13 protein-coding genes are annotated in these 12813 nt (G+C 63.5%); 7 read left to right on the forward strand and 6 right to left on the reverse strand.

All coding sequences use genetic code 11. The features are described 5' to 3' along the window. Positions 1-30: 30 nt before the first annotated feature. Positions 31-1374, forward strand: a complete 1344-nt coding sequence (gene hmgB / locus V5A53_RS00645; RefSeq protein WP_332311623.1) for a hydroxymethylglutaryl-CoA synthase — start codon at positions 31-33, stop codon at positions 1372-1374. Between the two features lie 186 nt (positions 1375-1560). On the opposite strand, the gene V5A53_RS00650 is transcribed toward hmgB, so the two are convergent. Together V5A53_RS00650 and V5A53_RS00655 are read right to left on the reverse strand one after the other, a co-directional pair. After that, positions 1561-2214, reverse strand: coding sequence for a potassium channel family protein (locus V5A53_RS00650; RefSeq protein WP_332311624.1), 654 nt, complete (start codon positions 2212-2214; stop codon positions 1561-1563). 5 nt (positions 2215-2219) lie between these two features. Then, on the reverse strand, positions 2220-3674 hold the full coding sequence (locus V5A53_RS00655) for an APC family permease (RefSeq protein ID WP_332311625.1): 1455 nt from the start codon (positions 3672-3674) through the stop codon (positions 2220-2222). 211 nt (positions 3675-3885) lie between these two features. Here V5A53_RS00655 and V5A53_RS00660 point away from each other — a divergent pair, with 211 nt between their 5' ends. Continuing rightward, positions 3886-4536, forward strand: a complete 651-nt coding sequence (locus V5A53_RS00660; protein WP_332311626.1) for a potassium channel family protein — start codon at positions 3886-3888, stop codon at positions 4534-4536. A 41-nt stretch (positions 4537-4577) separates the two neighbouring features. On the opposite strand, the gene V5A53_RS00665 is transcribed toward V5A53_RS00660, so the two are convergent. Continuing rightward, positions 4578-5822, reverse strand: a complete 1245-nt coding sequence (locus V5A53_RS00665) for an NAD(P)/FAD-dependent oxidoreductase (RefSeq protein WP_332311627.1) — start codon at positions 5820-5822, stop codon at positions 4578-4580. Between the two features lie 200 nt (positions 5823-6022). Here V5A53_RS00665 and V5A53_RS00670 point away from each other — a divergent pair, with 200 nt between their 5' ends. After that, positions 6023-6619, forward strand: a complete 597-nt coding sequence (locus V5A53_RS00670) for a DUF6149 family protein (RefSeq protein ID WP_332311628.1) — start codon at positions 6023-6025, stop codon at positions 6617-6619. Here the strand turns inward: V5A53_RS00670 and V5A53_RS00675 are convergent. Together V5A53_RS00675 and V5A53_RS00680 are read right to left on the reverse strand one after the other, a co-directional pair. Next, the gene (locus tag V5A53_RS00675; protein ID WP_332311629.1) at positions 6616-6867 is read right to left on the reverse strand and encodes a hypothetical protein; all 252 of its coding nucleotides are present in this window, start codon (positions 6865-6867) and stop codon (positions 6616-6618) included. The genes V5A53_RS00670 and V5A53_RS00675 overlap by 4 nt on opposite strands. 78 nt (positions 6868-6945) lie before the next feature. After that, a complete protein-coding gene (locus V5A53_RS00680) occupies positions 6946-8298 on the reverse strand; it encodes an NAD(P)/FAD-dependent oxidoreductase (protein ID WP_332311630.1) in 1353 nt (450 codons plus the stop codon). 455 nt (positions 8299-8753) lie between these two features. On the opposite strand from V5A53_RS00680, the gene V5A53_RS00685 reads away from it, so the two are divergent. The 4 genes from V5A53_RS00685 to V5A53_RS00700 all read left to right on the forward strand — a co-directional run bounded on the left by V5A53_RS00685 (position 8754) and on the right by V5A53_RS00700 (position 11422). Next, complete coding sequence (locus V5A53_RS00685; protein WP_332311631.1) at positions 8754-9629, forward strand: homoserine kinase; 876 nt, start codon at positions 8754-8756, stop codon at positions 9627-9629. Positions 9630-10056: 427 nt separating this feature from the next. Next, on the forward strand, positions 10057-10479 hold the full coding sequence (locus V5A53_RS00690) for an SCP2 sterol-binding domain-containing protein (RefSeq protein ID WP_332311632.1): 423 nt from the start codon (positions 10057-10059) through the stop codon (positions 10477-10479). A gap of 105 nt (positions 10480-10584) precedes the next feature. Further along, positions 10585-10833, forward strand: a complete 249-nt coding sequence (locus tag V5A53_RS00695; RefSeq protein ID WP_332311633.1) for an MTH865 family protein — start codon at positions 10585-10587, stop codon at positions 10831-10833. A gap of 109 nt (positions 10834-10942) precedes the next feature. Further along, positions 10943-11422, forward strand: coding sequence for a cupin domain-containing protein (locus V5A53_RS00700; RefSeq protein ID WP_332311634.1), 480 nt, complete (start codon positions 10943-10945; stop codon positions 11420-11422). 453 nt (positions 11423-11875) lie between these two features. Here V5A53_RS00700 and pdxS read toward each other — a convergent pair whose 3' ends face one another. Beyond that, a complete protein-coding gene (gene pdxS, locus V5A53_RS00705) occupies positions 11876-12781 on the reverse strand; it encodes a pyridoxal 5'-phosphate synthase lyase subunit PdxS (protein ID WP_332311635.1) in 906 nt (301 codons plus the stop codon). Positions 12782-12813 lie beyond the last annotated feature (32 nt).

Consider the following 12813-nt stretch of genomic DNA (forward strand, 5'->3'; position numbering starts at 1 on the left):
CCCTTATAGCATTCTCCCAACCACCCATACATGACAGACACACCGGTCGGTATCGATGCCATCGAGATCCACACGGGCAAACTGAAGCTCGACCTCGCGGAGACGTTCGCGCCGGCGATGGGCGACGCGCCCGAAAAGTACACGAAGGGCCTGGGCCTGCACGCCAGTTCCTTCCCGGACACCTACGAGGACATCGTCACGATGGGCGCCAATGCCGCCCACCGGCTGATGGAGCGGAAGGGCCTCGAACCGGACGACATCGGACGTATCGACGTGGCGACGGAGTCGGCCTTCGACCACTCCAAGCCCGTCTCGACCTATATCGCGGGGTGTCTCGAACAGCGCTTCGAGGGCAACTTCCATCACGCCAACAAGGGCGAACGGAAGTTCGCCTGCGTGGCCGGGACCCAGAGCATCGACGACGCGTACAACTGGATTCGCGCGGACCGCCACCGCGGCCGTGCGGCGCTGGTGGTCGCGACCGACACCGCCCTGTATGCGCGTGACGACCCCGGCGAGTCGACCCAAGGTGCGGGCGCCGTGGCGATGCTCATCGACGAGGACCCGGACCTCGTCGAACTGTCGACCGAGCAGGGCTACGGCAGCGCCGACGAGACGGACTTCCTCAAGCCCCAACAGCAGTTCCCCAGCGTCGACGGCAAGCGCTCGGTGAAGGTCTATCTCGCCCGGATGCGTGAGGCGCTTATCGACTATCAGCGCGTCGGCGGTACCATCCACCCCGACGACTTCCGTCTCGGGCCGTTCCACACGCCCTTCCCCGGCATGGTTCGGAAAGCCGGCGTCCTTGCCTACCGCCACATCACTCGCGGAACCGATATCGAGGACGAACTCGCCGAGGAGATCGGCAAACAGCCCCGCCGCGAGGCCTTCGAGGACGAGGAGGCGTTCATGGAAGCCCTCACCGAGTACACGGACGCCCTCAAGGAGACCGACCACTACCTCGATTGGTACGACCGGACCATCGACCCGACGCTCGATCTCGCCCGCGAGGTCGGTAACTGGTACACCGGCTCGGTCCACGTCGCCCGCGTTTCCGGCCTGAAGTCGCTGGCAGAGGACGGCGAGGACGCCGTCGGACAGAACCTGCTGGTCGGCTCCTACGGCTCGGGCGCACAGGCCGAGATCCACATGGAAACCGTCCAGGAGAACTGGCTCGAAGAAATCGAAGCGCTCGACATCGACGAGCAGCTCGAGAACCGCTACGACCTCACCTTCGAGGAGTACGAGGACGTCCACGACGCCCACAACTACGACAAGGACTCCTCGGTCGAGGAGTTCAGGCCGCCCGAAGCGGAGTTCGTCTTCGACGGCTGGGGCCGCATGGGCGAGCGGAAATACCGCTACGTGGAATAGGGCGAGTCGACGGGTCGTTTTTCTTTTAAGCAGAGCGTGACGACGTTTGGTCCGCAAACAGCCGGAGGGCACTCGGTCCACTGACGGTCGTTCACGAGGACACCGAGAACCGTGGCCGTACTGCATCTGCTCCTTTCCGAGTTCACGGGGGATTGCCCCGGTCACCACATCGCGGGCTTGGTTTCGTTATCCCCGCATCAGGTTCATCACTTCGTCGGCGACATCCGGTTCGACGGCGACGATATAGCGGCTGCCGGGCGTCAGTGTCGTATCCGAACGGGCGACCCGGTGGCCGTCGCCGTCCGAGACGATAAGCGTCCCCGCGGGAAAGCGCACGTCGCTCAGTGTCTTCCCGGCGGCCGGGGCTCCTTCCGCGACGCGGACGAGCATGATGTCGAGGTTGCCTGTCACGTCGGCCAGCGTCTGGACGTCGCTGCCGACGACTTCGTTTGCCGCCACACGGGCACCGGCCCGCTCGGGGAAGACCACCGCGTCGACGAACCGGGTGTAGGACTGCCCGGTCTCGCGGTCGATACGCGCCACCGTTCGCATTTCGGGCGACAGCTCCGCAGCGGCCAGACAGACCGCGAGATTCAGCCCGGTTTCGCCCGTGAGAGCAGCAATCGCGTCCGCTCGCTCGATGCCAGCCTGCTCGATGATGTCGGGGTTGGTCGCATCACCGTGGATGACCGTCGCCATCCACTCGTCGGCGATATCCGAGACGATTCGTTCGTCGCGTTCGATGATCGTCACGTCGTGGCCGCGGTCGGCGAGTATCTCGGCTGTCTGGAAACCGACGCGCCCGCCGCCCGCGATGATGATGTCGAGATTGCTGGTCATTGTATTCAGTCTTCAGCCTCCGGTGTGATTTCGGTGTCAGCATCCGTCGGGCCGCGATCCAGTTGCGCTCGCGATCGGTTGAGTGCGAGGTAGACCACCCCGCCGAACAGGATCCACGCCACGCTGAGTGCCAGCGCCAGCGGGTCCGTCCGAAGCAGGTATTCCACGAGCACGCCGGTCAGAATCAGGTTAAGAGCGATACCGATAAGCGGCGGCGCCGGGTAGAAGGGCATCTTATACGGGCGGTTCATGTTCGGTCGCTCACGGCGGAGTCGGATCACGGCGACGTTGACGATGATGAACGACAGCAGAAAGAACAGGCTCGACATGTTGCCGGCGCTCTGTGTCGGCAGCGCCACCGACCCGAGCATCACGACCGCGCTGGCGAGAATCGCTACGAACGGCGTCCCGAAGCGGTAGTGAATCTGGCCGAACGAGGGAAGCAACTGCCCCTCCCGCCCCATCGAGAACGCAACCCGCGAGGAGGCGATAACGACTGCGTTCAGCGCGGTCAGCGTCGAGAACACTGCACCAAAGACGATGAGCGCGCCGCCGTTCTGGATGATCGGTAGCCCGGTCGGCATGAAGGACGTCGCCGCCGCAGCGATACCTGCCTCGCCGGCGTCCGCGAGCCCTTCGGCTCCAAGCGTTCCGATAGCGACCGTCACGACCGCCAGGTAGACGATCACGGTCGCCACGAGACTGATGAAGATCGCCTTCGGGATGTTCTCCCGTGGGTTTTCGACCTCTTCGGTGACGGTGGTGATGAGGTCGTACCCCTCGAATGCAATGAAGGTAAGCCCCATGGCCGGCAAGATAGCGGCTGCCCCGCTGCCTTCGGGGAACAGCGGCTGGAACTCGGCGCCGGAGAACATCGGTGACGTAAGCCCGAACCCGACGAACACCAGCAGAATGCTCACCTTGATGATTGTGAATATCGTTTCGGCGCTCCCGCTGGCTGCCGTCGAGATGGCATTGAGCGCCACCAGACCGAGCACTGCGACGAACGCCAGCAGGAAGGCGATCGGCACCGCGGCATCGAAGACCGGCACCGCGATTGCGCCCACCTGATCCGGCGGCGGAACGATCCCGTAAACGTGCAGCAACTCGAGGAAGTTCGGCGCGAAGCCGAGCGCGTATAGTGCCCCCGCGATCATGTAGGCGAACCATAACATCCACCCCATAATGAACGAGGAGAGGTCAGCGAAGATCTCGCGGACGAAGGCGTACCCGCCGCCGCTTTTGGGAATCGAAGCAGCGAGTTCGGCATACGAGAGACCGGTGAACGCGGTGACGACGCCGTTCAGCGCGAAAACGAAGATCGCGGCCGGGCCTGCGATTTCGGTGGCCAGCCCCGTCAACACGAAGATTCCCGCTCCAATCATCGCCCCCATGCCGATCATCGTCGCGTCGAGCAATCCGAGTTCGGCTTCCGGGGAACGCGTCTGGCTCCCGCTCATCGCTTACAACCGCCACCTCGCTCGTCGTACATTGTACGCTCCGGAAAAATAGTTCGACATACTCTATTCCTGGGATGGTTCCTCTATCGCAGGACTCGTAATGGGGATTAATAAACCCTTTTTCGAGGCACTCGTCGGCTTAGGGAACTGGATTCCAAGCATCTAGGAATCGAGAGGCCATTGAAGATGGTTCGCCTCAAAAAGGAAAACAATGACAAAAAAGCGATTCGTGATCGCTGGAGGTGGGCGGGTCGGTCTGCGGACAGCCGAGAATCTCGCAGACCAGGGCCACGACGTGGTGTTGATCGAATCCGACGAGGAGCGCGTCGAGGAACTGTCAGACGCTTATCTCGGGCCCGTCATCCACGGCGACGCGACGCGCCCCTCGATTCTGAGACAGGCCGGACTGGACGAAGCCGACGCCATCGCCGCCCTCACCGACGAGACGGGGGCGAACCTGGAGATCTGCATGGAAGCCCAGCATCTCGATCCGTCGATAGACACGCTCGCCCGCGCTGAGACGCAGGCCGGCCAGGGGTACGATGAGGTGGTCGACGCAACCCTCCTGCCACTCTCCCTCGGCGGCGACCATGCGGCGGACATACTCACCGGCAAGGACGTCCGGACGCTTCTCTACCCGACCGGCGACCTCGACATCATCGAAGTGACCGTCACCGAAACAGCGCCGGTGGCCGGGCGACGACTCGACGAGATCGCGCTTCCGGAGGGTGCCCTCTTGCTCTCGACGGGGGACCGGGAGGAACTCGCCGGACCCGAGACGATCCTGGAGGCCGGCGAGCGCTACATTCTCGCCGTCGAATCCGATGTCGTCGACGAGGTGCTGAATCTCCTGCGCGGCTGACGGCTATACCACGCCAGAACGGCGAAGAAGAACGAACCGGGTTATTCAGCGGGCGCGGCTTCTTCGAACGCTTCGACGTCGATGGATTCGGCGAGGAGGAGATCCTCCTTCCCGCTCACGTCGACCTGCTGGCGGGCGAGCTTTTTCAGGCCGGACTGGGGCGCGAGGTCGCCGATGAGGACGCCGCCGATGACCTTGCCGTCCTTGAGGACGACGCGGCGCCACGTCCCCTCGTCGTACTTCTTCTCGACGTAATCGTCGCCCAACGTCGGATGACCGAAGGACAGGAAGGGGAAGTCGAAGTGCGTGATCGAGTAGGAGGAGACCCACTCGAACCGTTCGGCTTCGGCGTCGGCGACCATGTTCTGGCCGGCGATAGAGCCCTGTTCCTTGGCCGAACCCCACGCGCCGTTCTGGGCCCGCTCGCCCAATACGACGTCGTGGAACTGGGTGATGTCCCCGGCCGCGTAGACGTCCTCGACGTTGGTCTGCATGTACTCGTCGACGACGATGCCATCGTCGAGTTCGAGGCCGGAGTCATGGAGGAATTCGGTGTTGAAATCGAGACCGATGGCGACGCCGGCGAAGTCGGCTTCGAAGCGCTCGCCGTTGGGGTCGATGGCGGCTTCGATGCGCCCCTCGTCGTCGGTCTCGAAGTGGTCGACGCCGGAGTCGAAGACCGGCGTGACGCCGTTCTCGCGGAGCGCGTCGTGGATGATCTCGGCGCCCTCCTCGCTGAGGGCGTAGCGCCACCACGCGTTCCCGCGCATCAGGTAATGAGCTTCGACGTCCTGTGTGCCGCAGATGGCCGCGAGGTCGATGCCGAGCAGGCCGGCGCCGACGACGACGCCGTTGTCGGCCGCTTCGGCGTCTTCCTTGATGGCGCGAGCGTCCTCGAAGGTCCAGAAGTGGTGGATGCCCTCGGCGTCGCTGTTATCGACGGGCAGTTGGGTAGGCGTGCCGCCGGTCGCGATGAGCAGTTTGTCGTATTCGTAGATATCGTCCTCGTGGGTGTGGACCTCGTGAGCATCGGTGTCGACGCTCGTGACGACGGTGTTCAGTTGAAGGTCGATATCCCGTTCCGCGTACCAGTCGGGGTCGTGAATCGAGACGGGGGCCTCTGGCAGTTTGCCCTTGGCGAACTCCTTGATGAGAATCCGATTGTAGAGAGCTTCCCCCTCCTCGGTAATGACGGTGATGTCGGCATCTGGGTCTTCTTCGCGGATGGTCTCCGCGGCCGAGGACCCGGCGATGCCGTCACCGATTATTACGTGGGACGCACACATGTCCCCGCGTAGGACACCGGCCTTAATGTGAATTGCTATGTAGAGATCCTACACCCCTTGCGACGTGTTCACGGACACCCGTAAACTGGACCTCGAGATTCCCCTACTGTTGTACAGTTGCACCTGGACTCGGTTACAGCTGGAAACTCACGGCTTCCGGAGACCTGAGGTTCAAGGACTCGTGGACCCTACGGAGTGGTATGAAACTCCGGCAGAATCCCCGGCACTGGGCTTCGAAGAAGGCGCTGACGACGCCCGGCGTTCGCACCGCCGCCAACTACGCGTTGGTGAAACTTCACACGAAGATCTTCCTCGGGAAGGCCGACGAGGACCGGCGAGAGGAACGCCGCGAACACCTCGACGATTTCTTCGATGCGACGATGGATGCCTACGTCGCCGCCCTGCAAGCCGACTACACCGAGGCCGAAGCCCGCGAAATCACGCACATTCAGGCCAACTTCGATTTCTTCAACTACGGCTGGACGGAGATGATGGAGATACCCGGCGACGAACTCGAAGACCACTACCGCCGGTACGAGGCGTTCTTCACCGAACACGACATCACCATCGACGACCCCCTCGGCGAGTTCCGATTGGCTGGCGGCATCGCTGACGCACCGAAGACGCCGGAGAAACTCGAAGCGCCGGAATACGAAAACGCCATCGAGGGCTTTGCCGACGACGTCTACGTCGAAACCGGGGAGGGCGAAACGGTCGTCGGGGGCGATACGGAAGAACCGGAGGTCAGCGTTACCGACGCACCGGGCGTCACCGACGACGACGCCAAGGCCGACTAAGCGGCCTCTGGGCCTGTCTCCGGGGGTCGCCGGCAGTTACCGGTGAAGCGACAGGCGAGTTGGCGGGTCTTGCGAACGATTCGTCCCGAGGCGATACCGACTGTCGCACCGACGACAGCGGCCGTCGTCAGCGCGGGATGGGCGACGAACACCAGCAGCGCGAGGAAGCCGACGAGGATGACCGCCGTCGCGGCGACGTATTCCCCGAATGAAACCGTGGACCGACGGGCGTAGTCTCTGTCTCTCATACATGTAAAGACAGGGCCGACAACCCCATAAGTGTAATCTGAAATTCATTTCTGTTGGCCGAGTTACTGAAATCGATTTCAGTAGTCGGCGTCGAGGATTCGGTCGGCAGCCGCGTAGCCGGCCTCGATGGCTCCGTTGAGGCTCCGTTCGGGATATTGCGCCCGGGAGGCCATTCCCGCGTAGTGGACGCCCGGAGCGACCTCTTCCGAGAGGTCATACGGGATGACCATATCGAGGTAGCCGCGCTCGTAGACTGGCGCGGTTTTCGGGTTTCGCGCGACCAACGTCCAGTTGACGTTCTCACGGTCGAAGGCGGGGAACATGTCTTCGATGCCGTCCAGCCACAGGTCCTCGACACCGTCGTCGTCGAGTTGCCACAGTTCTTCGTCGGTCCCCTGGACGTAGCTGGCGACGTAGAGCAGGTGTTCGCCGCCGTACCGTTCGGGCGGAACGAAGTTCGTGTGCTCGATGAGCGCGCCGAACGGTGCCTCGTCGGCGATGTTGAGCCAGTAGGTATCCATCAGTTGCTCGTCCATCGAGACGACCGCACAGACCGAGCCCTGAAAGTCGATATCGCACTCGTAGCCGGTCAGGCTCTCCAGCACGTCGGGCATCGTGGCGACGACCACGTCATCGACGGCGTGGGTCTCGCTCACCTCCTCGCCGTTCTCGTCCTCTCGTTTCACCGTCATCGACTCGACGGGGCCGCGACCATCCGCGCCATCATCCGCCGCGAATCCGATATCCGTCACGAAGGCGCCCGTCTCGATGTTCTCACGACCGACTGCCTCGACTAACTCGTCGACGAGCACGCCGAAACCGCCCTCGATGTATCCCAGAATCTCGCCTTCGAGGAGGTCCCGCTCGCCTCGGAACTTGACGCGACCCAACAGCCACGCCGCCGAGACGTCCTCCTTTCGGGAGCCGAACTTCGCGTCGAGCAGGGGTTCGAAGAAGTACTCGTAGACGCCGCGGGTCGTATGTTCGATGAGGAATTCCTTGATCGGGACGTCCTCGAAGTCCTCGAGGTTCTCGTAGGTATCCCGTCGGGGAATCCCCCCGCGTACGTCGACTTCGAGGGTCAGCATCGTCAGCCGGAACTTGTCGTACAGCGAGAGATACGGATACGCCGCGATCTCCCACGGTTTGTCGAGGGGGTGGGCCACGCCGTCGACGTAATAGGCGTTCTCGCCGATGCGCCACTCGATGCGGTCTCCCAGACCGAGTTCCTCGGCCAGTTCGACGATAGTCTCCTCGGATTTCGAGAGGTGGTGATAGAACGCCTCGATGCGGTCCCCGCGGGTCTCGTAGGTCGCTGCGAGACCGCCGAGACGGTCGTTGGCCTCGAAGACGCGCACCTCGTGGCCCGCCTTCTGAAGGCGATAGGCCGCCGAAAGCCCGGCGAGGCCGCCGCCGACGATACCGATCATGTCCTCATCTCGACACCCCGCGTTGTTGGCTCTTGCTACTCGGTTGGACCGGTTTCGTGTTGACCGACAGATCCTCTTACAAGCATCCGCGAGCACCCGAAGGGTGCGAGCGGTTCCCGGCGCCGACCACAGGGAGGCGCCGTAGCGCGCACGGACTGGAGGGGCCCGAAGGGCGCCGAAAGGAGGACCGGGTTGCGGGCTTCGCCCGCAACCGCATGGACGTGGTCGTTCGAAAGGCGCGAAGCGCCTTTCGTGATGACGAAAGAGCTACGCTCTCTCGGACCACGGCGAAGCCGCCACGCAGCGCGCATATTTTTCCCCTGTTTTTGTCGGGTAGCGAGGGACCGGAGGTCCCTCGGATCATGCGAGCGGGCCTGCGGCCCGCGAGCAGACGGCGGTGCCGCCCGCCCATGCAAAAAGTGGGTTTTATCCGGGGGCGCCGGGATACTCCGGGCATGGTAACGGTGCGGGCCCCGGCGACGAGCGCGAACCTCGGCAGTGGCTTCGACGTCTTCGGCGCGGCCCTCGAACGGCCGGCCGACGTCGTGCGGGTCTCGAAGGCCGACCGCACCACGATCGAGATCACTGGCGTCGGCAGCCAGTACATCCCCGAAGACCCCGACAAGAACACCGTCGGCGCGGTCGCCGAAGCCCTCGACGCGCCCGCCCACATCGAGATCGACAAGGGCGTCCGCCCGGCCTCGGGACTCGGCTCTTCTGCGGCCTCGGCAGCGGCCGCCGCCGTCGGCCTCAACGAACTCTACGACCGCGGCCTTACCCGCGAGGAACTCGTCCCCATCGCCGCAGAGGGCGAAGCGGTCGTCTCCGGCGATGCCCACTCCGACAACGTCGCCCCCTCCATCATGGGCGGATTCACCATCGCCCGTGAGGACGGCGTCACGCAGGTCGACGCCTCCATTCCGCTCGTCACCTGTCTCCCGGAGATCGTCGTCTCGACGCGTGACGCCCGGCAGGTCGTCCCCGACGGCGCCCGTATGGAGCAGGTCGTCGAGACGGTCGGTAACGCCGCCACGCTTTCGGTTGGCATGGCACGCGATGACCCGGACCTCGTGGGGCGCGGTATGAACGACGGCATCGTCACGCCCGCTCGCGCGGAACTCATCACCGGCTACGAGGAAGTCCGTGAAGCCGCCTTCGAGGCCGGCGCTACCGGCGTCACCATCTCCGGGGCCGGCCCGACCGTCATCGCCGCCTGCCACGATCGTGACCGCCGCGACATCGCCAGCGCGATGATAGATACCTTCGAGGCGGAGGGCATCGACGCCCGCGCGTATCAGACGCGAATCGGACAGGGCGCAACGATATTTTAGAGGGGCCCGTTCTGCCACAGCTCGCTGTCTTAATACACTCAATTAGCATCCGCCGAGTGGGGCCTTCACAGAAGGCCCCGAGGCGGTTTGCTGAAAAGAGCGCTGCGCGCTCTTTTCGCATGACGAAAGACGCCACTGGCGTCTTTCGAACCACGCCGGACGAGGCCACCGAAGATTCCCCCTGCCAGCGCCGCGCCGAGGCCGCCGTCGCTCGACGTCGCGGTCTCCGCCAGTTGACCGCGCGCGTTGCTTGTAGTCACGAGTCTCTACTCACTCTGTCCGGTCTACCTAATAAAGCGTTGCGCGGGGCTTACCCGGCTATTTAAGACCACGCGCCTGCCCTCCGCGGAATCGCAGTCCGATGGACGGCGCGGGCGAACGTTTATATTACCGACAGACGAGATGTGGGTTGGCGACACACCACATCATGTCTGTACCGTTTCCATCCGACGAGTGGATCAAGGAGTGGCGCGAACGACTGAACGACAACGAGGAGTACGCCGAGAAGGGCCAGGGCTGGGGCGTCGGCTTCAACGGCGACTTCGTCTTCCACGTGGCTGCCGACGACCGACTGCCAGAGGACCATTACTTCTACATCGGGCTCGAAGACGGGAAATGTACCGACGCCCGCGAAGTCGACTCGCCCGACGACGTCGATGCGGGCTTCATCTATAAGGGCGATTACTCCGACTGGGTCGACCTCAATCAGGGCGATGTCGGCCCCATCGACGGGATGATGTCCGGCATCTTCGACATCGACGGCGACATGCAGAAGGTCCTCCAGTACAGCGAGGCCGCCGTCGCCATGACCGAGACCGGTCGGGAGATCGACACCGACTATCAGTACTGAATTCTACTGGTCCGTCGTGTGCGGTCGAGCACGCCTGATTTTTAAACGACCAGTATTGAGAGGCGATACATCCAATCCCACCAGTCCGCATTGTCGTGATGAACCATGGCAGACCGAAACGAAGTACGCCAGCAGTTTGAGGAAGCGTTCGAAGGTGCGGACTATCCCGTCAACAGCCCGATGGACCTCGTCCCCGCCCTCCCGCAGGGGCCCGGCACGACGTTCGACGTCGGTGAGGAGACCATCACGGCGATGGAACTCAATCAGGAAGCAGCGGGTCAAGGCGACTATCCCTACGACAGCGTCGACGCTCTCGTCGACGACCTGATGAACGGCCTCGAAGACGAAGGCTAAGTCTAACGACGAACCCTGTTCACCCCGGGGGTCGTTTTTCTGCCCGCCGTCTCCCGCGGGCATTCCGTTTCGGACCAAGAATTATCGGCTACCCATTTGACGGTCCTACATGGGGATCGCACACGAATCCGATCTCGACTGGACGGAGATGGACCGTGAGGAGACGAAGTTCAAACGAAAGCAGCTGGGCGAAGCCGCTGACAGCGAGCAGTTAGGGTGTAGCCTCTACGAACTCCCCGCGGACAGCAAATCGTGGCCCTATCACTACCACACCGCCAACGAGGAAGCCCTCTACGTCCTCTACGGAACCGGCACCCTACGACTCGATGGCGAAACGCACGATTTCAGCGCGGGCGATTACGTCGCGCTCCCGGCCGACGAATCGGGCGCCCATCGAGTCATCAACGACTCCGAGGAGCCGCTTCGGTACCTCGCCTTTTCGACGATGAACGAACCCGACGTGACGATGTACCCCGATTCGGAGAAACTCGGCGCCTTCGTGGGGTCGCCGCCCGGTGGCCGCGGCGGCCGGAAACTCACGAAGTACTACAATCTCGACGACGACGTGGACTACTGGGACGGGGAGTAGGAGTATCGACTGAGGGTGGGTTCGTTACAGAGAGCATCCGTCGAGTGGGGCGTTCGGGGGTCTCGTGAGAGAAGCGAACGAGAGCGTTGGAAGACGACCGGAGGGAGTCTTCCTGAGAACGCCCCCGAGACGGTTTGCTCAAAAGAGCGCGGCGCGCTCTTTTGGCATGCCACAGGAGCAAAGCTCCTGTGTAGCTCGCAAATCTTCGATTTGCTCACTGACGAAAGGCGCTCTGGGCCTTTCGAACCACCCGGCACCGAGCGAAGCGAGGTGCCGTAGCGAGCGGTGACTACCGCGGCGCCGACCGCAGGGAGGCGCCGCGACTGGAACCGCTCGCGCAGATTTCCCCCATGTTTTTGCCGAGTGGGCCGCGGCTCCGCCGCGGCGTTATAACGTGGCGGCGAAGCCGCCACGCAACCGGGGTCGTGCAAAAAGTGGGCTGAAAAGTGGCTTTCAGACGCCGCGACCCTGCAACTGCTCTTCTTCGGCCATGTCCTCGTTGGCCTGGCCCTTCATGCCCTTGCCGATGTCCTTGGCGATGTCCCGGAGCTTCTCGGGGTCGTCGTAGTTGTTGACGGCTTCGACGATGGCCGATCCCATCTTGGCGGGATCCTCGGCGCCGAAGATGCCGGAGCCGACGAAGATGCCGTCACAGCCGAGTTGCATCATGAGCGCGGCGTCGGCGGGCGTGGCGATGCCGCCGGCGGCGAAGTTGACGACGGGCAGTCGGCCCATGTCGGCGGTTTCATGGACGAGGTCGCGGGGGGCGCCGTTCTCGCGGGCCCATTCTTCGCGTTCCTCGTGGTTCATGCCGGTGAGTTTGCGGATGGAGCGTTTGATGGTCCGCTGGTGGGTGACGGCCTGGTTGACGTCGCCGGTACCGGCCTCGCCCTTGGTTCGGATCATGGCGGCGCCCTCGTCGATGCGACGGAGGGCTTCGCCGAGGTTGCGCGCGCCGCAGACGAAGGGGGCATCGAAGGGCCGCTTGTCGATGTGATAGCGGTCGTCGGCGGGCGTCAGGACCTCGCTCTCGTCGAGCATGTCGGCGCCGGTGGCTTGGAGGATCTGCGCCTCGGCGGTGTGGCCGATGCGGCACTTGCCCATCACGGGAATGGAGACCTCGTCGATGATCTCTTCGAGCATGCCGGGGTCGGCCATCCGGGCGACGCCACCGCGTTTGCGGATGTCGGCCGGGACGGCCTCGAGAGACATGACCGCGACTGCGCCCGCGTCTTCGGCGATACGGGCTTGCTCGCGAGTGACGACGTCCATGATGACGCCGCCCTTCTGCATCTTGGCGAAACCGCGCTTGACGAGGTCCGTCCCCCGTCGGAGCTCCTCGATATCCGTTTCGGTCATGTAGTCGTGTTAGGGTCGGATGCACTTAATGC

Origin of the sequence: Natronomonas sp., assembly GCF_036625485.1 — an archaeon.
Classification (GTDB): domain Archaea; phylum Halobacteriota; class Halobacteria; order Halobacteriales; family Haloarculaceae; genus Natronomonas.